Origin of the sequence: Nesterenkonia alkaliphila (assembly GCF_009758175.1) — a bacterium.
GTDB classification, from domain to species: Bacteria; Actinomycetota; Actinomycetes; order Actinomycetales; family Micrococcaceae; genus Nesterenkonia; species Nesterenkonia alkaliphila.
This window is the reverse complement of the sequence record NZ_WRPM01000007.1, coordinates 25727-45824: the sequence shown is the minus strand read 5'-3', so window position 1 is coordinate 45824 and position 20098 is coordinate 25727. Positions and strand designations below refer to the sequence as shown.

General features: G+C 65.1%; 18 protein-coding genes. 5 read left to right on the top strand and 13 right to left on the bottom strand.

The window, feature by feature from the left end:
* The first annotated feature begins 327 nt into the window (after positions 1 to 327).
* Positions 328 to 1074, top strand: coding sequence for a GntR family transcriptional regulator (locus GNZ21_RS00985; protein ID WP_308805458.1), 747 nt, complete (start codon positions 328 to 330; stop codon positions 1072 to 1074).
* 55 nt (positions 1075 to 1129) lie between these two features.
* On the opposite strand, the gene GNZ21_RS00980 is transcribed toward GNZ21_RS00985, so the two are convergent.
* The 3 genes from GNZ21_RS00980 to GNZ21_RS00970 form a co-directional block, all read right to left on the bottom strand.
* Complete coding sequence (locus GNZ21_RS00980) at positions 1130 to 2686, bottom strand: GntP family permease (RefSeq protein ID WP_157320521.1); 1557 nt, start codon at positions 2684 to 2686, stop codon at positions 1130 to 1132.
* Positions 2687 to 2695: 9 nt separating this feature from the next.
* Positions 2696 to 3811: a zinc-binding dehydrogenase gene (locus GNZ21_RS00975; RefSeq protein ID WP_157320519.1), complete on the bottom strand. Its 1116-nt coding sequence runs from the start codon at positions 3809 to 3811 to the stop codon at positions 2696 to 2698.
* A gap of 233 nt (positions 3812 to 4044) precedes the next feature.
* On the bottom strand, positions 4045 to 5547 hold the full coding sequence (locus GNZ21_RS00970) for a CoA-acylating methylmalonate-semialdehyde dehydrogenase (RefSeq protein ID WP_157320517.1): 1503 nt from the start codon (positions 5545 to 5547) through the stop codon (positions 4045 to 4047).
* A 384-nt stretch (positions 5548 to 5931) separates the two neighbouring features.
* On the opposite strand from GNZ21_RS00970, the gene GNZ21_RS00965 reads away from it, so the two are divergent.
* Entirely contained in the window at positions 5932 to 7497 is a 1566-nt protein-coding gene (locus GNZ21_RS00965; protein WP_157320515.1) for an HNH endonuclease signature motif containing protein, read from the top strand.
* 152 nt (positions 7498 to 7649) lie between these two features.
* On the opposite strand, the gene GNZ21_RS00960 is transcribed toward GNZ21_RS00965, so the two are convergent.
* The 7 genes from GNZ21_RS00960 to GNZ21_RS00930 form a co-directional block, all read right to left on the bottom strand.
* Complete coding sequence (locus tag GNZ21_RS00960) at positions 7650 to 8312, bottom strand: hypothetical protein (protein ID WP_229659464.1); 663 nt, start codon at positions 8310 to 8312, stop codon at positions 7650 to 7652.
* Positions 8313 to 8749: 437 nt separating this feature from the next.
* Positions 8750 to 9553 carry a DUF6318 family protein gene (locus GNZ21_RS00955; RefSeq protein WP_157320513.1) on the bottom strand — a complete coding sequence of 268 codons (804 nt, stop codon included), beginning with the start codon at positions 9551 to 9553 and terminating at the stop codon, positions 8750 to 8752.
* A gap of 234 nt (positions 9554 to 9787) precedes the next feature.
* A complete protein-coding gene (gene menC, locus GNZ21_RS00950) occupies positions 9788 to 10945 on the bottom strand; it encodes an o-succinylbenzoate synthase (protein ID WP_198345932.1) in 1158 nt (385 codons plus the stop codon).
* 10 nt (positions 10946 to 10955) lie between these two features.
* Positions 10956 to 11780 carry a hypothetical protein gene (locus GNZ21_RS00945; protein WP_188503594.1) on the bottom strand — a complete coding sequence of 275 codons (825 nt, stop codon included), beginning with the start codon at positions 11778 to 11780 and terminating at the stop codon, positions 10956 to 10958.
* 88 nt (positions 11781 to 11868) lie between these two features.
* The gene (locus GNZ21_RS00940; protein ID WP_157320511.1) at positions 11869 to 13023 is read right to left on the bottom strand and encodes a M20/M25/M40 family metallo-hydrolase; all 1155 of its coding nucleotides are present in this window, start codon (positions 13021 to 13023) and stop codon (positions 11869 to 11871) included.
* Between the two features lie 62 nt (positions 13024 to 13085).
* The gene (locus GNZ21_RS00935; RefSeq protein ID WP_157320509.1) at positions 13086 to 14087 is read right to left on the bottom strand and encodes an NAD(P)-dependent alcohol dehydrogenase; all 1002 of its coding nucleotides are present in this window, start codon (positions 14085 to 14087) and stop codon (positions 13086 to 13088) included.
* A 10-nt stretch (positions 14088 to 14097) separates the two neighbouring features.
* Positions 14098 to 15309 (bottom strand): glycerate kinase, encoded by a 1212-nt coding sequence (locus GNZ21_RS00930; RefSeq protein WP_157320507.1) that lies wholly within the window; start codon positions 15307 to 15309, stop codon positions 14098 to 14100.
* Positions 15310 to 15449: 140 nt separating this feature from the next.
* Between GNZ21_RS00930 and GNZ21_RS00925 the strand changes: the two genes are divergently transcribed.
* The 3 genes from GNZ21_RS00925 to GNZ21_RS00915 all read left to right on the top strand — a co-directional run bounded on the left by GNZ21_RS00925 (position 15450) and on the right by GNZ21_RS00915 (position 17901).
* Positions 15450 to 16247, top strand: a complete 798-nt coding sequence (locus GNZ21_RS00925; RefSeq protein ID WP_188503593.1) for an electron transfer flavoprotein subunit beta/FixA family protein — start codon at positions 15450 to 15452, stop codon at positions 16245 to 16247.
* Positions 16244 to 17236, top strand: a complete 993-nt coding sequence (locus GNZ21_RS00920) for an electron transfer flavoprotein subunit alpha/FixB family protein (protein WP_188503592.1) — start codon at positions 16244 to 16246, stop codon at positions 17234 to 17236. The genes GNZ21_RS00925 and GNZ21_RS00920 overlap by 4 nt, the downstream gene beginning before the upstream one ends.
* 65 nt (positions 17237 to 17301) lie before the next feature.
* Complete coding sequence (locus tag GNZ21_RS00915) at positions 17302 to 17901, top strand: hypothetical protein (protein WP_157320505.1); 600 nt, start codon at positions 17302 to 17304, stop codon at positions 17899 to 17901.
* A gap of 58 nt (positions 17902 to 17959) precedes the next feature.
* On the opposite strand, the gene GNZ21_RS00910 is transcribed toward GNZ21_RS00915, so the two are convergent.
* From GNZ21_RS00910 to GNZ21_RS00900, 3 genes are all read right to left on the bottom strand, one after another.
* Positions 17960 to 18547, bottom strand: a complete 588-nt coding sequence (locus GNZ21_RS00910) for an RES family NAD+ phosphorylase (RefSeq protein ID WP_229659474.1) — start codon at positions 18545 to 18547, stop codon at positions 17960 to 17962.
* A gap of 59 nt (positions 18548 to 18606) precedes the next feature.
* Complete coding sequence (locus GNZ21_RS00905; protein WP_157320501.1) at positions 18607 to 19152, bottom strand: hypothetical protein; 546 nt, start codon at positions 19150 to 19152, stop codon at positions 18607 to 18609.
* Positions 19153 to 19221: 69 nt separating this feature from the next.
* Positions 19222 to 20097, bottom strand: a complete 876-nt coding sequence (locus GNZ21_RS00900) for an SMP-30/gluconolactonase/LRE family protein (RefSeq protein ID WP_157320500.1) — start codon at positions 20095 to 20097, stop codon at positions 19222 to 19224.
* Position 20098: the final 1 nt, after the last annotated feature.

The window sequence follows — 20098 nt, the reverse complement described above, 5'->3', positions numbered from 1 at the left end:
CATCACTGGGCCCAGAAAGCCGGGCGAGTCAGGGACACAACTCGCGTGGCACAGGGCGGGAGTCGTCCGGAACGAGCAGGAGGCCGCGGTGGAACTTGGGCTGCTGATTCTGCGGGTGGTGCTGGGACTCATCCTGTTCACCCATGCCGAGGACTGGTGGGGCACTCTGGCTACTCCCCCGCTGCTGGCGGGCTGCGGCGTCGTCGTAGCTGACCTCCTGGCCAGCCTGCCCTTCGCAGGCATGCCGCCGTGGCCGCTAGCACCGGGCAGGACTGTGGCAGAATTGCTGCAATGTCCTGACAAGATGACAAGTGGTGCTGAGGAGGCGTGGCCGTGCCGGATGATCTGCAGATCGATATTGACCGCGGCTCCCCTGTGCCTCTTTACCATCAGGTGGCCCAGGCCTTCGAGCAGGCCATCCGGGAAGGCAGACTGCCTCCGGAGACCAAGCTGGAGAATGAGATAGACCTCGCCAAGCGGTACAACATCTCCCGGCCGACCTTGCGGCAGGCCATGGACAAGCTGGTGCGCGATGGTCTGGTGGTGCGACGCCGCGGCGTCGGCACCCAGGTGGTGGGCCCGCGGGTACGTCGCAGCCTGAAGCTCTCCAGCCTTTACAACGACCTTCGGGACTCAGGGGTCCAGCCCACCACCAGTGTGCTGACCTTTGAAACCGTCGTCAGTGCGGATGAAGTGGCTGACCGGCTCGGCCTGCCGGCTGAGACCGAGGTGTACCACCTCCGCAGGCTCCGCTCCATCGATGGCCAGCGCCTGGGCATCATGGAGAACTACCTGCCACTCTCAGTGGGGACCCTCACCCGCGAGTCCTTGGAGCAGGATGGGCTCTACAACGTGATCCGCCGCCAGGGCACCGATTTCCAGATGGCCCATCAGACTGTGGGAGCCACAGTGGCCACGGCCGATCAGGCTGAGCTGCTGGGCGTCAGTCCAGGTTCTCCCCTGGTCACCGTGCAGCGCACCGCCCTGGACAGCTCCGGGACTGCCATTGAGTTCGGCGACCATGTCTACCGGGCGGACCTGTACTCCTATGAGACCACTCTGATGAACCGCTGAGCCCGCTCACCCTCGGTGTACCGCTGAGCGACCTCATTGTCGCCCAGCGGCGGCCCTAGAAGCTGCCGAAGGCCAGCACCACCGGAATCAGCATGGCCGTGACGCAGACCGGGATCAGCAGCGAGACGATACCCACATCCTTGTAGGACTCCCGGTGGGTCATGCCGCAGACAATGATCAGGGTGATGACCGCCCCATTGTGCGGCATCGAGTCCAGACCGCCTGAAGCCATCGCCGTAATGCGGTGCATCGCCTCCAGACTGATGCCTTGGTCCAGGGCCAGCTGCCGCAGATCCTCACCCAGGGCATTCAGTGCAATGGTCATTCCTCCGGATGCTGAACCGGTTACACCGGAGATGGTGGAGGTGGAGATGGCCGATGCCACCAGCGCATTGTCGCTGAGGGCGAATATGCCGTCCCGGATGATGACGAACGCTGCCAAAGAGGCCACCACCGCTCCATAGCCAACCTCGGAGGCGGTGTTGAAGATTGGCAGCAGGGCGTTCTTGGCACCGGTGATCAAGCCCTGTCCGAACCATTTCAGGTGCTTGATGTTCATCGCCAGGATGCTCAGGATCGCCGCCACCATCGCGGAGATCACCGCCCAGGCACTCAGTCGGTCCTCCAGCACGATGCCGCCATACTGGTCCTCGGCGAGATAGTCCCAGTTCATAGCGGGCAGCACGTACATGGTGAAGCTGAAGTTCACGATGAACACCAGCAGGATCGGGATGAACGGCAGGACGTGATTGGGCGGGGTCAGCTGCTCCTCATCGTCGCCTGGAACCTCCGGATTCTCATGGGCCTCACCGTCCCCACCCGCCGCGGCACTCCCACCGCCAGAACTCCCTCTGGTTTTGGTGGCTGTTGCGGTGCGGGTGCGAGTGGAGCCGGCGTCGTCGCCTCCTACACTCATCGCAGAGGCTCCACCGCCCACGCCGCCGTTCTTCTGCTCCAGCTCAGTGGGGTCTGCAAATGCCTCGCCGGCCGCCATCAGCTTGCGCTTGCGGTACTCCAACCACAGCATGCCCAGGATGAAGATGATGGTCCCGCCCAGGATGCCTAGGCCAGGGGCAGCGAAGGTGTTGGTCTGGAACGCTTGGCCGGGAATGATGTTCTGCACCTGCGGGCTGCCGGGCAGCGCCGTCATAGTGAAGGTCAGCATGCCGTGGGCGATGGCTCCAGGGATCAGCCGGCGGGGGATATTGGCCGCGCGGAAGAGTTCCCGGGTCAGCGGGAACATCACGAAGACCACCACGAACAGGCTGATGCCGCCGTAGGTCAGCAGACCGGTGGTCAGCACTGTGGCCAAGATGGCGCGCTTGGGGCCCAGCCAGCGCGTGACCACCTGGGCAATGTCCTTGGCGTAGCCGGCCATTGTCATCAGCTTCCCGAAGATGGCTCCGGTGAGGAACATCGGGAAGTACTGCTGAATGAAGCCTGCCAATGCGGGCATGAACACTTCGGTGTAGTTGGCCAGGATAGGAGCCCCGGCGAAGATCATGGCCACCAGCGCCGAGATGGGCGCGGCGACCACAATGGTCACACCCCGGTAGGCCAGGGTGATCAGCAGGACCAGCGAGAGAACAATTCCGATGAGGCCTAGTGTCATACGTGCTCCTCAGGCCAGTTCGGGGTTGGTCTCGATGAGCCCGCGGCCCAGAATCTTGCGCTCGTTGAGCAGCCGGTAGGCCTCGTCAGTCTGCTCGAAGGCGAACCGGTGGGTGATCAGCTTCTGCAGGTTGATTTTGCCCTCTGCTGCCAGCTTGATCACCTCAGGCATGGCGGTGGAGGCCGGAGCGCCGAAGGAGCCGAAGATCCGCAGCTTCCGGCGGACTACCTTGGTGATGTCCACATCCATGGTGTGGCCTGCTGGGGCGATGCCGGCCAGCACTGCCCGGCCACCGTCATCCAGTATGTCCACAGCAAGCTTCACAGTGGCCACCGAGCCCAGCGCCTCAAAGGCCACATCGACACCGTGACCCAGCAGCTCAGTGACTCCTGCCACCGGGTCAGCAGTTGCGGAGTTGATCACGTCAGTTGCGCCCAGTTCCCGGGCGAGGGCGAGTTTGTCGTCGTCGATGTCAATGGCGATCACTCGCTCTGCCCCAGCTGCTCGGGCCAGGTGGATGATGCTCAGCCCCACCCCGCCTGCGGCAATCACTGCTACCGTCTCCCCGGGCTGCACACCAGCAACCGTGCTGACCGCGCCATAACCGGTGAACAGACTGCAGCCCAGCACAGCAGACTCCAGCAGCGGGACCCCTTCGGGCAGCGCGAAGACCGCCCGGGAGGGCACTACGCAGTGACTGGCGTGGCCGGCCATCGAGTACATGGCGATGTCCTCACCATTGCGGCTGAGCCGAGTGGTGCCGTCGTAGAGCTGACCGGCGAGCCGGTTGTAGTTGAAGAAGTTCTCGCAGATGTCCTCCAGGCCCTTCTGACAGTGACGGCAGCTGCCGCAGGGCATGATGAAGCTGCAGGCCACCCGGTCACCGGGCTTGACGTGAGTGACACCCTCACCCACTTCGCGGACGATCCCAGAGACTTCATGGCCCAGCACTGCGGGCTTGGGAAAGGCCACCTCGTCCTTGATCACATGCAGATCGGTGTGGCACACCCCGCAGGCGGCAACTTCCACCAGCACCTCTTCGGCTTTGGGGCCTGCGACGGTCACAGTATCGGGGCGCAACGGCTGGTTGGCCGCCTCCAGCACAAAAGAGGGGGATTCTGGCATTTCGAGGTCCTTCCCGCGGTGGTATGCATCACAGCAAAATCAGGCTCACAGTATGCGCCTCTTAGTTGTAATGTCAAGACAAAGTCTGCAGGGTGGGCTACGCAGGGACGACGCCGCCTGCGCACCGCTAACTGCCCCTGCTCAAGTCGGTGCCCAGTCCCGTGGGCACGCCAAATGTGCCTGCCGGACCCGGGGGCTCAGCAGGCACATTTGCTGCCAGTGGCGTACTAGTCCTAGTCGTGGGAGGGGAAGTTCATCGAGGCTGTCACGACGTCGTTCTGGTGGGGCCAGCGTTCGGTGATGACTTTGCCGCGGGTGTAGAAGCGCACGCCATCCGGACCGTAGATGTGGTGGTCCCCGAACAGTGAGTCCTTCCACCCGCCAAAGGAGTGCTGGGCAGCCGGCACCGGGATCGGCACGTTGACCCCGACCATGCCCACGGTGACCTGGCGCTTGAAGGTCCGGGCCGCATTGCCGGACCCGGTGAAGATCGCGGTGCCGTTGCCGTAGGGATTGGAGTTGATGACCTTGATAGCATCCTCCAGGGAATCCACCCGGACCACAGCCAGCACCGGTCCGAAGATCTCCTCCTGGTAGGCGCTCATCTCTTCTTTGACCTTATCCAGCACGGTGGGGCCTACGAAGAACCCTTCCTCCTTGCCTTCGACCACCAGATCGCGGCCATCGACCACTACTGCGGCCCCGTCCTGCTCAGCCTCGGTGACGATGCGCTGGACGCGCTCCCTGGAGGCCGGGGTGATCAGCGGACCCATTTCGACATCGGGCTGGGTGCCCTCGCCGACCTTGATGTCGCGGGCACGCTGGCCGAGCTTCTGCACCAGATCATCGGCGGCCTCGCCCACAGCAACAGCCACGGAGATGGCCATGCAGCGTTCACCGGCGGAGCCGAAGGCGGCAGCGGAGAGGTGGTCAGCGGCCAGATCGAGGTCAGCATCGGGCATCACCACGGCGTGGTTCTTTGCCCCGCCCAGGGCCTGGACGCGTTTCCCGTGGGCAGTTGCAGTCTGGTGGATGTGCTGGGCCACCGGGGTCGAGCCGACAAACGAGATCCCGTCGATCTGCTCATGAGTCAGCAGTCCGTCCACAGTCTCCTTATCCCCGTGCAGGACCTGGAAGACCCCATCAGGCAGGCCGGCTTCCTTATAGAGCTTCGCCAGCAGCAATGAAGCGGAGGGGTCGCGCTCCGAGGGCTTCAGGATGAAGGCGTTACCGGTGGCGATAGCGATCGGAGACATCCACAGCGGCACCATCACGGGGAAGTTGAAGGGGGTAATGCCTGCCACCACACCCAGAGGCTGACGGAAGGAGTAGACATCAATCCCGGTGGAGAACTGGTCAGAGTACTCGCCCTTCAGGGTCTGCGGCAGGGCGCAGGCAAACTCCACAACCTCCAGGCCGCGGCCGACCTCGCCGGCGGCATCAGAGAGGACCTTGCCGTGCTCAGCAGTAATCAGCGCTGCCAGGTCCTGGGTGTGGGCATGGACCAGTTCCCGGAACTTGAACATCACCTGCATCCGCTTGGACATCGACACCTCGGACCAGGCGTCAGCTGCCTTGCGGGCAGCCTGCACTGCCTTCTCCAGGTCATTGCTGTCGGCAAGGTGCAGGCTCCCAGTGACCTGCCCGGTTGCCGGGTTGTATACCTCCTGGCGCCGGGAACCACTTCCAGCGTCCTCAGCACCATTGATCCAATGCGTAATCTCAGTAACGGCCATCGTCCTGTGTTCCTCTCTGCATAGAGACTGGCACCCGGGATGGGAGCCCATCCGGTGCAGCGTCGTGTCATGCACCACTCTCACCCCCATCTGTCCTATTGTCAAGACAAATTGGTCGATGTGGCATCTGCTGAACGCAGTCATGAACGCAGGCGGAGGGCAGGCTCCTTCACGCCTTCGCGAGTTTCATGAAGCTCGTCGATCTTGCCCGCAGCCATCCAGTTCGCCCGATCCGCTGACGGGATCAAGGGCACCTCCTACCCTGCCGATAGCATAGAACCAACAAAACACTACGACGACGTCTACTTCGATTCGACATAAAAAATCGTAGAAATATCCGCATCGAGTCTAGAAAAGTGACCTGCGTCACGATAGAATAGGATCATGGTCCCAAGCCCAGCACCCGTTCCACCCCCGGTGCTGCCTGATGCCCACGAGCACCTTAGTGAGCATCCGCAGCTGGGCCAGGCATGGGAGGCCGAGGTGCGGGCCCGGCGGGCAGAGGCAGAGAAGATCCAGCATCTGTTGGACTACCGGGACCATCGCCTGGCAGTGCAGGCTCAGACCTTGCCGCACACCTTCACACGCAAGGCCGCGGTGAAAGCCGTTCACCACGAGGCTGCAGTGGTGCTGGGAGTCACTGATGCTGAAGTCCGGCGGATGTTCAGCGTGGCTGACACCGCGGGGAAGTGGTTGCCCCAGGCATGGGAGGCCTACCAAGAGGGGTGGATTGATTTCACCCGGCTACAGAGGCTGGTGTCCGGTGCAGGGGACCTGATTGAGACCAACAGTGGAAATCCTGAGGCTCAGCACCAGCTCTCCGCGTCATTGGACAAGCACTTCGCCTCCGTGGCACCGCGGGAGAACAAGAATGTGCTCGATCAGCAGGTCAGAGACTTTGTGGCTGAAGCTGATCCTGCCGGGCATCAACGCCGGTATGAGCGGGCTAGGAGCCAGCGGTATGTGCAGGTCACCCATCATCACAACGGGATGTCGACCCTCCGGGCGCTGCTGCCCACACTGACCCTGGCGCGGCTTGAAGAGAATCTCCATACCGCTGCTAGGACTATGCAGCGCACCCTGAAGTCCCACGCCCAGAAGTCCACTGACCCGATGAATCCAGGGCCCGTCAACCATGGTGAGGCTGAGAGCCTTTCCAGTGCAGGTGACCGTGCTACGGAAGAGGCAACCCTGTCGAACCGAATGGCCGATATCCTCTGCAGCTGGCTTCAAGCCGGCTCCGCGTCTGAGGACCCAACCCGGCCTGCCCCGGCGTCAGAGACTAGGAGTTCAATCACTCGTCCTGTAAGGACAGGGGCCACTATCAATATCACCGTGCCGCTCCAGACCCTAGTAGGCGAAACTGAGGCTCCGGGACTCAGCAGTGATGGCCGGTTCGTCCTCCCTGCTGCTGAGGCCCGCCGGATCGCCAATGATACGACCGCAGGGAACACCTACTACCTCACCGGCACCACTATCGGTGCTGACGGGGCTCCGAAGGTGGAACGCGTCGTGAAGCTCGGCAGGAAGAACCCTTTGGAGGGACTGGTCGAAGGTCCGGGTTCTGGCGACCTGGCGCGGCAAGCTCTGGTTCAGCAGATCCACACCCGCCCAAACCTACTGGACGCCTCATCCACTGCAAGGTTCGTCACCGGGAACCTGCGCGCCGGGATCCAACTCAGAGACCGCCAATGCCAGGCCCACGGATGCACCGAACCGGCCACTCTGTCAGAAGTGGATCACAAAACCTCCCACGAGAGCGGTGGTGCCACCGACGGCAACAACTCCTGGGTGCTCTGCCACACCCATCACGAAATCAAAAGCCACGGTCTGCTCCCCGGGGTGGACACAGACTCTGATCCGCCAGCACGGGCATCACCAGATTCCCCGTCCACGGGGTTCACCACAGAGGAGAGTCCTCCTGCATGGGCCACAGGCAGTGCTGCCTGAACCCGAGAGCACCGCACCACTCTCATGATGGGTGGTGGGCTGGGCCAGCTTGCCCACAGAAGCCCTCTGCCGCGGCGGATAGGGGCCTGACACCTTGATAACTTCATAACGACCGCCCGAGACCGGCGATATGCGAGGGGCTCCTGAGAATCTCAGGGCCCGGTGTAGTTTCCCGATTCGTCGTACTGGTCGGCGAAGATCTCCGGAGGCCGGTCCCCGGGGCCGATCTCGACAGGCCCGTTGCAGCCCCAGTAGCTGGTATCCCGGCATTCGCCGGAGACCTGCCGGTGATCCAGCTTCCAGATATCGGCCTCGCCCGGACTGGCCGGGACGGCGGCTGTGCCGCTGATGGGAGTCCACGCCCCACCGGGGAGGCGGTACTCACCGATGAAGGTGGTGGTCACTGCCACCGGGAAGATCCCAGTCTGCGTGTAGACATGCGAGGTGGAAGTCTCAGCATCCACCAGGGAACGTGGGTCCTGAAAGCTCCCACTCTCAGCCGCCGGCGCCCCGGGACTGTGGGTCGTGCGCACCGTCCCGTCACCGTAGTCGAACTGGTACTCAGACGGGATCACCCGAATCTCCACGGGTATACCGAGCAGTGTCTCGGTGAACTCCTGAGACTCCACGCTTACGAAGATGTTGGTGTGCCGGTTGATATACCCGAAGCCACGCAACTCTTCCTCGAAGCTGACGCTGCCGCCGTTGATAGGCAACGAGGAGAAAGCCTGTTCCACCTCCCCTGGAATCTGGGCGAGAACGTCTTCCCAGGTGGGCCCGGTCTCTAGTGCGGCTTCCAGCGCTTCCTCGGTCACCTGCGGAGGGATATCCTCGGCGCAGATTGAGTTTGGAGCGGCTCCGCCACCGGTAACGAGTGTTACCCCGGTTTCGCAACCAATCAGCCCGCCACTGTTTTGGCTGAGGAACGCAAACATCGAAGCGCACTGCGGATCCATCACCAGCGCAACGCCCAGGCAGTAGTGCGAACTGCCAGATCCCGCCTGATCGCCGTTCCCAGCACCATCGCCCGGTGAACCGCCCTGCGAGTCACCCCCGGAAGACCTCTCCCCCGGCACCCAAACCCGCTCCGAAGTCTCACTCCCCGGCTGCCGCACCTCAAGTTGAACTTCTACGTTATGTCCATCATGTCTCGCATCAATGTCCAGTTCCGGATCAGGCGGATCAGCACCCTGAGTTCCGCCCAACATGGCCCCTACTTGCACAGCAGCACCGACAGCTGCGAGGTGGAACCTCAAGGGGACTCACCACTGTCGGTACTTTCAGGGTCCTGCTGCTCCGAATGCTCCGGGTCATACTCTCCAAGATAATTCGTCTCAATTAGTAGCCACCGTCCCTCCTCGTATACCAGAGCAAATCCGAAGGCTTCTACAGAGTCAGCAACAGTTTCACTATAGAGTTCTCCATGCCAGTAAGTTTCGAAGTCCGATTCATGAAGAGCCAGAATTCCAGTAGCGAGAACTTCTGAGTCGAGACGGATATAGAGATCCCCGATCTCATCAGGAGCACTAACGTACCAACCATCGTTGGAGAAGACCTCTTGAAATACTTCCCGCTCGTGGTCACAAATGGCACAATCCTGGGCGGAAGCGTATTCCAGCGGGACGAAGTCGCCAGTGACTCGAGCATAGTGTCGAGCTTCGTACCAATAATGGAGCGCAGCCTCCGCGCCCTCCTCGGTGGGTTCGTAGATCTCATCCGGAGGCTCAGGCACCGGCCAGTTCTGGGCCGGGCCCTCCGAAGAGGCCGGAACCGGTTCCGGATCGTCAGCCTCAGCCTCCCCACTCGCCTCGGCACTCTGCTCTGACTCTGTGTTTTCTGGAGTGGAGGCGGCGTCGTTGGTTCCCTCCACCGATGGCGCCGAGTCCAAGACCGTGGGCTGGGGAGAATCCGCCTCCGCATCACCGGAACACCCAGTCAGCAACACGGCAAGCACCCCGACAGCTGCTGCAGGGGCCAGGGACCAAGCCTTCCTGCGCGCCGAGTGTCTTGTTTCAGCCACCATCAGATATCCGTTCCGCGGAACCGGGCCCCTCATGCTGAGCTCCACTGAATCGCAACGAAATAACAACATGTACTACTAAAACGCGAGATGCATGTCACACACCCTAGCGGCCTACTGAGCCAAGCACCAGAACCCCAGATCAGCTAGGGACAAGAACCGGCGGCCTGGTGCCGGGCCGAATACCGGCAGCGGCAGGCACCGCGGGGACCATCCGCCGCTACGGGCGCGCAGTCGTGGTACTTGCCCCAGCCGCCAGACCTTGTCCAGTCAGGACGTGAGGTCGTAGCTCACCAGATGGGTGGTATGGGCATCCAGGCGGTCGGGGACGACTCCGTACCCCAGTCCGGGTGCGGCAGGCACAGTGATCAGGCCCGCCTCCATCACCACCTCCGGCTCAATGATGTCCTGGGCCCAGTAGCGGGCCGAGGGTGCGGTGTCCCCGGGCAGGGTGAAGCCGGACAGCGAGGCAATCGCCACATTATGCGCCCGGCCGATACCGGTTTCCAGCATCCCGCCGCACCAGGCGTGTAGTCCGTTTTCGCGGCACAGCGCCTCGATCCTCTGAGATTCGGTGATCCCGCCCACCCGGCCGATCTTGATGTTGATGATCTTTCCCGAGCCTAGCTCGATCGCCTTGCGGGCATCCTCGGCAGAATGGATGGACTCATCCAGACAGACCGGAGTGCGGATCGCGGCCTGCAGCTGGCGGTGGTCCACAATGTCATCATGGGCCAGCGGCTGCTCGATCATCATCAGATCCAGCTCATCCATGGCCTGGAACAGTTCGGTATCAGCCAGGGTGTAGGCCGAATTCGCATCCGCCATGATTGGGGTCTCCGGGAATTCGGTCCGCACAGCGCGCAGCATCTGCAGGTCCCGGCCGGGGGCGATCTTGATTTTGATCCGCTTATACCCGGCATCCACGGCAGCGCCCACGGTCTCGATCAGCTCGGCATCGGTCTGCTTGATCCCGATGCTCAGACCCACCTCAATCTGCCTGCGGGTCCCGCCGAAGGCCTCAGCCAGGCTCAACCCCTGCTGACGAGCCCATAGGTCCCAGACCGCACCCTCCAGGGCAGACTTGGCCATGTTATTGCGTTTGATCGGCGCCAGGGCCTGGCTGATCTGCTCCGGATGGTCGATGAGAACGACGCCGCCCGGGTTTCCTCCCTGCCGGGACCAGTTCTGCAGTGCTGGGATGAGGTACTCCTCGATGGCCACTGCGCAGGTGCTGGTGGCCTCCTCGGAGTAGAAGGGCGCGCTCATCGCCACGCATTCGCCGTAGCCGATGTGTTCCCCGGAGCGAGCCTCCACGAGCAGCAGGTCCCGGTGGGTCTGGGTGCCGAAGCTGGTGGTGAAGGCGGACTGCATCTTCATTCTCAGCCGCCGCACGGTGATCGACTCGATGCGCAGGGGGGTCAGCATAGAGTTCAGCCTATCCCCGGCTCTCAGGGGACTGGTTCTCGGCGGCAGGGGCCCGCAACAGATACTGGCCCTCGCGGCTGATCCCGGCGACCACCCATCCGGCGCTCATCAGCGGGTGCATCGTCTCCCGCAGCGCGGTGCGCCACTGCGCGGCCAGCCCCGGATCAGCTGCGCGCATCGCCTCAATGTCCTGGGGGATGCGCAGGGCCACTGTCCGGGCCCCTGCTGCCGCGGCAACCACATCATCCTCCCGCACTGGGGTGAGCGGGGCGGCGTCGTCGGTGATCTGCAGCAGGACCAGTGGCTGCTCAATGGCGCAGTCCGGCTCCTGCCCAGGCTGCGGGGCGGGCAGGCTCCAGCTGACCAAGGCCCGATCGCTGCCCTGGCCGGCGTTGATACCATCGCGCATCTCGCCGTAGAAGTCCGGCAGATACTCGCTCAGCCCGGCCCCGAGCTTATGCAGGTTGAACCGGGCGTTGCGGGCGATGAGCGGATCGAAGGTCCACTCCATCAGGGAAATGCCGCGCTCCAGGCACCAGGCGCGCTGGTGCTGCTTCATCGCTGCTCCGATGCCGCGCCCGGTGAACCCGGGGAGCACCCCGGCCAGATGGGAATGCATCAGGTGCGAGCGCCCGGCCGGGGACTCCCGGGCACCCAGGAACCCGACTGTGGCACCGACCATCTGCTCCGGGGTTCCCAGATGTTCCCCGGCGAAGGCGGCGGCCACATAGTTGCCTGCGTGCTCCAGGGCCACCAGCATGCCGGCCTCCACCGGCGCCTCGCCCCGCCCGTCGGGAAGCCAGATCGACGCGAGCAGCGCCGCGGCCTGGTGCATCTGTTCGGCGCTGTGCAGGGTCCTGACTTCGCATTCAGCCGATGCGGCAGCTGTAGCAGCGGCGGAAGCAGGCGGACCGACCACTGGCTCAGCCGGCTGCGGGGCGGTCCAGATGGGCGGCGATCAGCCCGGCCAGCAGGGCGGTGCGCGGGGCGATGTAATCCACCAGGGCGTGCTCGTGCTCGGCGTGGGCTCCGGCCCCGCAGGCACCCATCCCATCCAGGGTGGGGATCCCGGCCGCAGCGGTGAAATTGCCGTCAGAGGCTCCGCCCACCTCGGCGGCGGTGAGCTCCTCGATGCCGATGGCAGCAGCCACCTTCTCGGCCCGCTCGTACAGCATCTGAGCGGCCTCGCGCTCCATCGGCGGGCGGTTGACCCCGCCGGTGACCTGGATCCGAGCCCCGGTCATCGGAGAGGTCAGCGCCCGGATCTGCTCGTCCACGCGCTCCTGCTCGGCGATGGTGGCCGCGCGGGCATCGACCACCACCTCGGCATAGTCAGGCACGGTGTTCGTGGTGGTGCCACCCTTGAGCACAGTGGGGGTGACAGTGGTGCCCAGGGAGGGTTCGCCTAGGGCGGCGATCTCCGGCAGCAGCAGCCCGAGTGCGATGCCGGCGTTGACGCCCTTCTCCGGGTCCAGCCCGGCATGGGAGGCCACGCCGTGCACTGCCACGGTGTAGTTGGAGGTTCCTTTGCGGGCCACCTTCAGGGAGGTGTCCAGGGCGCCCTCCATCACGAAGGCGGCGCGGGCTTCGGCGGCCTCCTCCAGCAGCAGCTCCTTGGAGGTGATGGAGCCCAGCTCCTCATCCCCGGTGACCAGGATGGACAGCCCGTAGAGGGTGTGGCCCTGATCCTTGAGGATCTTGGCGGCGTGGATGGACATGGCCAGGCCGGTGAGCATATCGAAGGTCCCCGGGCCGCGCAGGGCGTGGCCGTCATTGCTGAAGGGTTTGCGGGCCACCGTGCCGATGGGCCAGACGGTGTCCTGGTGGGTGATCAGCACAACTTTGGGCTTGGGCTCACCTACACGCAGCCGCAGGTGGGTGACATCGCCAACCACCACCGGTTCAGGCTCCATCCCGAGCCGGTCATACATCAGATCGGCCACCACTGCGGCGCCTTCGGCCACAGCGTCCTTGTCCTCGGAGGGGGTCTCAACCTCAACCAGAGTTTTGATGTCGGCGATGATCTCGTCCAGCCGGGCCTCGGCGGACTTCAGCAGGTCAGGTGATATTGCAGGCATGGTCTCAGCCTACCTGCGCGGCTGCTCGCAGCAGCGGATTGCCCTACGCCCCCGGCGGGAGATCAGGGTACAACGACGGGTTTCAGGGAGTTCGGTTCGCGGCGGGCCAGGGTCAGTGCCGCCTCGGTCTCCTCCAGGGTGAACCGGTGGGTGAGCACGGGGGCCACCTTGACTGCTCCGGTGCCGATCAGCTCCAGGGCTGCCGGGTAGCAGTTGCGGTAGCGGAACACGCCCTGGACCGTGAGCTCCTTGCCCTGCAGGGCGAAGACTTCCAGCGGGAGCTCCGCAGAGCCCATTCCGATCACCACGGCCCGACCGGCCCGGCCCAGGGCCCGCATCCCTGCTTTGAAGGCCGGGGCCGCTCCGGAGCATTCCAGGAGCACATCGCAGCTGTCGGTGGCCAGGGGCTCATCTGCACGTTGGGTGTCGAAGCCGAGCTGGGCTGCCACCTCCAGCCGGAACGGCGAGAGGTCGGTGAGGGTCACCGAGGATGCTCCGTAGGCCCGTGCCACCTGGGCGGCGAAGAGCCCCACCGGTCCGGCACCGGTGACCAGCACCCGGTCGCCCACGGTGACTGACGCCTTGCGGCAGGCCCAGACGCCCACTGAGACGGGCTCGGCCATCGCGGCCTGCTCGGCGGTGAGCCCTGCAGCGGGGTGGGCGAAGGCGGCGTCGATGGTGACGTATTTGGCGATGGAGCCGTCCACCGGTGGGGTGGCGAAGAACCGCATATCCGGGCAGAGGTTGTACCGCCCGGCCAGGCACTGGGCGCAGGTCTTGCAGGGCACTCCGGGCTCCAGGGCCACCAGCTGGCCCATCCGGGAGGGATCCACGCCCTGCCCCAGGGCGGTGATGGTGCCGGCTGACTCATGGCCGATCACCATGGGGGCCTCAAGCACAAAGTCCCCGATCCGGCCGTGCTCGTAATAGTGCACATCGGAGCCGCAGATGCCCACCGCGCCGATGGCCACCTGCACCTGGCCGGGGCCGGGCTGAGGGATCTTGCGGTTCTCGATGGTGATCTGTCCGGGGGCCTGCAGCACGGCGGCGGGATTGGCACTCATGGAAATAATCTTACCGCCGGACAAAAACCGCGCATACCTGGGCGGCGGTGTGTTCAATCAGCTGCGCCGCATCGGCTTGCAGCTGTTCCAGGCTGGCCGCCCCGGGGGCGATGGAAAAGGCCGCGGTGATTCCGGCGGCCCGGGTCTGCTCCGGGCTCAGCTGCACTGCCCCGGCGATGACGACGACGCCCGCCCCCTCAGGTGCCCGGGAGGCCACCGCATCCACCACCTTCCCGCCCAGGGATTGGGAGTCCAGCCGGCCTTCCCCGGTGAGCACCAGATCGGCCTGCGCCAATGCGGACTTCAGGCCTACGGCATCGGCCACCATTGTGGAGCCGGGGACCACCTCCGCACCGAGCAGGCTGACCAGGCTGAGCGGGATGCCGCCGGCTGCCCCGAAGCCCTGGGCGTCCGTGTAGTCCTCCGGCTGTGCCCCGGTGACGGCGGCCAGCGCCTGGGCCAGGTTCTGCAGTCCGGCATCCAGCTGCTGGATCTGCTGTTCTGAGGCGCCTTTCTGCGGCCCGAAGACCGCCGCGGCACCGCGTGGGCCGGTCAGCGGGTTGTCCACATCCACCGCGATCCGCCAGCGGACCTCACGGGCCCGGGGGTGCAGTCCGCCGAGTTCCACCCGGGCGATGCTGGCCAGCCCCTGCCCGCCGGCGGGGACTGGGGAACCGTTCTCATCCAGGAACTCTGCACCGAGGGCCCGCAGTATCCCGGTGCCGCCATCGGTGGTGGCCGAGCCGCCGATACACAGCAGGATCTCCTCCACCGCGGCACCCTGCTCCACTTCAGCGCCCTGTCCCACCTCAGCGCTCTGTCCCATGCTGTCCGCCCTCGAGGTGCCCGGCTGCTCCAGCGCCGCCCGGGCGATCAGCCCGACTCCGTAGGTATCGGCGCGCAGGGGCTGAAGCTCCGCATCGGAGACCTGGGGCAGTCCGTTGGCCTCAGCGGCCTCAATGACCGCGGTCCTTCCGTCCGGGGAGAGCCCGTAGCGTGCTGAGGCCTCCCGGCCCAGCGCATCGACGGTGTCCACCCGCCGGGCGGAGGTGCCCCATACTGCCAGCAGGGCATCCAGCGTGCCCTCTCCCCCGTCAGCGAAGGGCAGCTGAACAATCTCAGCATCAGGGCAGACCTGGCGGGCCCCGGCGGCCAGCGCTGCTGCGGCTTCGGCGGCACTCACCGAGCCTTTGAACGAATCCGGTGCGCAGACAATCCTCATACTGTGCAGACTATGCGAAATGCGGCCTCGTTCTGCGGTCCCGATCACAATGCGGACACCCTGTTGCGGGATTCATGCGACCATAGAGGGCGGTCGGAGATCATCCGCGGTACGTGTCCATCAGTGCTATGAAAGGGATCATGCCGGGTTCACTGCACATCATCACCCTGGTCAAATGGGTGCCCGACGCCCAGCTGGAGCGCCGGATCGGGGCCGACCGGCGCCTGGAGCGCAGCGAGGGCATCCTGGGCGAACTGGATGAGTACCCTCTGGAGGCAGCCCTGCAGATCGCGGAGAATTACGACGACGCCGCCCGGGTCACTGCCCTGACCATGGGGCCGGCAGGTGCCTCGGCAGCAGTGAAGAAAGCCTTGCAGATCGGCGCTGACGACGGGGTGCATCTCTGCGATGAGGCTCTCGCCGGCGCCGATATCTACGCCACCTCCACCGCCCTGGCCGCAGCGGTGAACCACCTCCGGGTCTCCGGGGGGGCGCAGCAGTTTGTGGTGCTGACCGGGATGGCCTCCGAGGACGGTGAGTCCTCCGCAGTGCCGGCCCAGCTGGCTGCCCGGCTGGGGGTTCCGGCACTGACCCAGGCCCGCGGCGTCGTACTCAACGGTGAACAGCTTCAGGTGGAGCGGGTCTCCGGTGACCGGGTGCAGAAGGTGGCGGCACCACTGCCGGCGGTGGTCTCGGTGACCGATCAGGCCAATGAGCCGCGCTACCCGAACTTCCGGGACATGATGAAGGCCAAGAAGAAACCGGTCTCTGCTCTGAGCCTGGCTGAGCTGGGCTTGACCGCACACGGTGTGGAATCCAAGGTTTCTCTGGTGGAGGCCGAGCCGCGGCCGGAGCGCACGGCCGGTGAGCTGATCCATGACGACGGCACCGCCGGTAAGCAGATTGCAGATTTCCTGGACAAGGAGGGCCTGCTGTGACTCAGGTTCTGGTGTTCTTTGAGCGGGTGCAGGAGCAGCTGACGCCCGCCCAGGCTGAGCTGCTCACCCATGCTGATGCCCTGGGCGAGGTGGTGGTGGTCACCGGGTCGCTGCCCGCAGCGGGGCGGTCCGGCACCGGTCAGTCCAGCACCGGCCAGCCCAGTGCTGCTGCCCTGGCGGTGCAGGGGGTCGCCGGGGTGCTGACCGGAGCCGAGCCGGTGGCTGCGCCGATACTGCCGCCGGACCCTGCCCTGGCGGAGCTGATCGCCGCTGCGGCCGGGGAGCTGGACCCGGATCTGATCCTGGGCACCGACACCCCTGATTCGGTGGATGCTCTGGCCGCCGCCGCGGTGAGACTGCAGGCCGGGCTGATTACTGGTGCCACCGGGGTCACCGCCTCCGGGGCGGCCACCAAGACCGTGCTGGCCGGGTCCTGGCACACCACCGCCCAGATCTCGGGTGAGAATGCCGGTCCGCTGATCGCTACGCTGCGGCCGAATACGGCCTCCCAGCCGGTCCCCGCTGCCAAGGAGCCTGACGTGGTGGAACTGGAGGTTGCGGCGTCCTCCGCTGTTCAGGTGTTGGAGGAGTCGGAGCTGGCCAGCTCTGGGCGCCCGGCCCTGGCCGAGGCCTCGACTGTGGTGGCCTTCGGCCGCGGCGTGGAGGGTGACCTGAGCCTGGTGGAGGAGCTGGCCGACGAGTTGAACGCAGCCTTGGGCGCCTCCCGGGTGGCCACTGACGCCGGCTGGATCGACCATTCCGCGCAGGTGGGCCAGACCGGGGTGACCGTCTCCCCGCAGCTCTACCTCTCGGTGGGGATCTCCGGGGCGGTGCAGCAGAAGGCCGGGATGCAGACCTCCGGGACCATTGTGGCGATCAACAAGGATGAGGATGCTCCGGTCTTCGAGATCGCTGACCTGGGGGTGGTGGGCGACCTCAACGAGGTGCTGCCGCAGCTGATTGAGGAGATCCGCGCCCGTAAGGGTTGAGCTGGTCGTGAGTCACCTGCGGGTACACCTATGACATTCCCGAGGTTCTCGGCGACAATAGGAGCATGACGGACGGGAACAGTGGGCAGGGGCGCCGCCCCAGCTGGTACAGCGGAGGCAACAGCCGAGGCGAGCGCGACGCCGCTTCCCGCGGCTCCGATCACGGCGGCCCCAGTGAGCAGCCCGAGTATGCGCAAGGCTACCGCAGCGCACCTGGGATGGATCACAGCCGGCCGGCCTCACAGGTGGGCGGCTACGGGGTCGGGCCCGGGTACGGGAGCGTGCCCGGCTACGGGTCCACCTTTGGGCCGGCCGGGAGCAGCTATGCCCCGGCGGACTACCCGGCCACCGGCTATGCCCCGTCCCGCTTCGGCTACTACTCCCCCACACCCGGGACCGATGCGCTCGAGGAGATGCGCTACCAGCGTGAGGAGAAGGCCCGCGGGCACCACACCGCCGCGCTGGTCCTGGCGATCATCGGGTTCTTCACCGTGCCGATCATCCTGGGCCCGCTGGCCATCTGGCAGGCCACCAAAGCCAGGAACCTGGGGCACCCCGGGGTGGCCGGACTGGTGCTGGGGTGGATCGTAGTGATCTGGTCCGTCACCGGCTGGTTCTTCGGATTCGTGATGATGTTCCTGGTCGGCATCATCGCCACCATCTGAGCTGGTGAGGTCCCGAGCGGCTCATCTCTGGCTGGCGCCTCGATCAAGCACTGCCGCATCAACCAGAGAAGTCTGGGCGGCGCAGGACAACCCTGACATCACGGGCCAGTTCGGCCAACCAGGCGGCGTCGTCCTCGGTCTGGAAAAGACGGGCCTCAGGATGGTGCTTTACCGGCATCAATGAGGCCTGGTTCAGGCAATCACCGAAGAGACAGTGCGCTTTGGCGGAGTTGAACTGGCGGGACATGTAGCTGACTCCGGCAAGTCCCGCGCGCCAGGCTACTTCTGCCCACTGCACGGTGTAGGGGTAGGCGGCTTTCGGCGTGTCAGTCATCTGCCTGGCACAGAGTCCGAGCCGACGCAGCCCCGCGCCGTGGAATGCGGCTGTGCGTATGGGAGCCTGCACTTCGATCGCTGAGAGCACCATGTGCCGCCATGCTACGGGGACCACAACACTTCCGGGTTCTTGACTGTGCAGGATCGTTTCATAGACTGCGGCCTCGGGGGTCTGAGCTGCGTACAGGACGGGGATCGCAGGGTCCCCGAAAAAGGAGAACCGAGCGGACCGTCCGAAGCCTGGGTTTGGGGTGGTCCCGTCGTTCCGGCGGCCATCGGGGAACCTATCCCGGTGGACACGGAACAGCACTGTTCCCGGTTCGATGATCTCGACCAGCGGAGAGAAGTCAGGGCCAGGTACCGGCCAGCTCACCAGATACCCTTCGCCTCATCTTCGGCATCCGCGATCACCCGGTCTACATCAGAGGCGTTCAGGAGGTCGGCAGGGATCTTCCCCTCCAATGAACCGTTGGGGCTGGTCATCCACAGCAAGATGTCCTCATCCTGCCACCCAGCATCCAGCAAGGGGGTCACGATCGACTTCCAGCTGGGGTGAGCTGAGGAGCCTTTGAACTGGAACCTCGGGTACAGCTTGCGCCCGCCCCGAATAAAGCTCAGAAGCTTCTCCCGTTTAGCCAAATTGGTGGCCACGGAGCGATTCTTAGGGTTTGCTCCGCGTAACAGGGCGATCTCAGTTGATGTGAATACTCCGTATTTATGCATCAGCTCGCGCCACCGATGATCAGCGGCCACCACATGCCAAGCCACGGCCGGATGCACAAGATCCGGCTTCAGCTCGACCGACTGCACGAAGTCATCAAGCTGCGCCCGCTTCCGCAGAGCGCTTTCCGCCAGAGCCCGGGCCTCCCGAGGATCCAATTTCCCCGGGACCTGGATCTCTATCGTCACTGACACGCCTGCACCTCCTACGGCTACGCAGACAACAGTTTATTCATGCGTTCATACTGTTGTCCACAGCTGGCCTCAGCCGGCGAAGGCGGGCTGGGGTAGCCCCTGGGCGCCGTGGCCGTCCACGGCGAGCAGGGTGCCGGCCAGCGGCTGTTCGGCTAGGTCGTCCACCATGCCCTCGCCCATGCAGGTCACATAGAGGGTCTTCAGGTCCGTCCCGCCGAAGGCCGGCTTGGTGGGCTTCTCCACGGGCAGGGCGATGGCCCGGTCCAGCTTGCCCTCCGGGGTGATGCGCAGCAGCTGCCAGCCGCCCAGGGCCGCGGTCCAGTAGCAGCCCCCGGCGTCGACCGCGGCGCCGTCAGGAGCGCCGGCCAGGTTCCGGGTGGTGAAGAACGGCTGGGGCCGGCCGTGCTCCCCGGTGGCGGGGTCGTACTCGGCCTGCCAGATCGTTTCCCGGGCGGTGTCGGAGAAGTAGATTCTGGTTCCGTCCGGGGAGAAGGCCAGGCCGTTGCTGATCGAGTACCCAGCAGGCCCGCGGTGCGTGCTGCCGTCGGGGTCCAGCTGCCAGAACGCCCCCACCGGTCCGGGGTCGCCGCGGTCCTTCATGGTGCCGGCCCAGAACCGGCCGCGGGGGTCCACCGCCCCGTCATTGAACCGGGTGTCAGGCTGCTCCGCCTCCGGATCGGCGATTGCGCGCTTCTCGCCTGTCACCGGGTCAAAGATGTGGAAGCCGGTGCGGGTAGCAATGACGACGCCGCCGGCCGACCTGGGTGCCGCACAGCCGAGGTCTTCACCGACTTCCCAGCTCGCATCCCCACCCGTGGGGTCGTGACGGTGCAGCCGGCCGGCGTAGATGTCCACCCACCACAGCACCTGGGCAGCCGGGTCCCAGACCGGCCCCTCGCCGAGCTGGGCGGCGTCGTGCCCTACCCGCTCAATGTTGATCCTCATG

Coding starts and splice junctions, on each gene's coding strand:
- GNZ21_RS00980 (WP_157320521.1), bottom strand. CDS start 2,686: ATGACACTAGGCCTCATCGGAATTGTTCTCTCGCTGGTCCTGCTGATC.
- GNZ21_RS00975 (WP_157320519.1), bottom strand. CDS start 3,811: ATGCCAGAATCCCCCTCTTTTGTGCTGGAGGCGGCCAACCAGCCGTTG.
- GNZ21_RS00970 (WP_157320517.1), bottom strand. CDS start 5,547: ATGGCCGTTACTGAGATTACGCATTGGATCAATGGTGCTGAGGACGCT.
- GNZ21_RS00965 (WP_157320515.1), top strand. CDS start 5,932: ATGGTCCCAAGCCCAGCACCCGTTCCACCCCCGGTGCTGCCTGATGCC.
- GNZ21_RS00955 (WP_157320513.1), bottom strand. CDS start 9,553: ATGAGGGGCCCGGTTCCGCGGAACGGATATCTGATGGTGGCTGAAACA.
- menC (WP_198345932.1), bottom strand. CDS start 10,945: ATGCTGACCCCCCTGCGCATCGAGTCGATCACCGTGCGGCGGCTGAGA.
- GNZ21_RS00945 (WP_188503594.1), bottom strand. CDS start 11,780: ATGCACCAGGCCGCGGCGCTGCTCGCGTCGATCTGGCTTCCCGACGGG.
- GNZ21_RS00940 (WP_157320511.1), bottom strand. CDS start 13,023: ATGCCTGCAATATCACCTGACCTGCTGAAGTCCGCCGAGGCCCGGCTG.
- GNZ21_RS00935 (WP_157320509.1), bottom strand. CDS start 14,087: ATGAGTGCCAATCCCGCCGCCGTGCTGCAGGCCCCCGGACAGATCACC.
- GNZ21_RS00930 (WP_157320507.1), bottom strand. CDS start 15,309: ATGAGGATTGTCTGCGCACCGGATTCGTTCAAAGGCTCGGTGAGTGCC.
- GNZ21_RS00925 (WP_188503593.1), top strand. CDS start 15,450: ATGCCGGGTTCACTGCACATCATCACCCTGGTCAAATGGGTGCCCGAC.
- GNZ21_RS00915 (WP_157320505.1), top strand. CDS start 17,302: ATGACGGACGGGAACAGTGGGCAGGGGCGCCGCCCCAGCTGGTACAGC.
- GNZ21_RS00900 (WP_157320500.1), bottom strand. CDS start 20,097: ATGAGGATCAACATTGAGCGGGTAGGGCACGACGCCGCCCAGCTCGGC.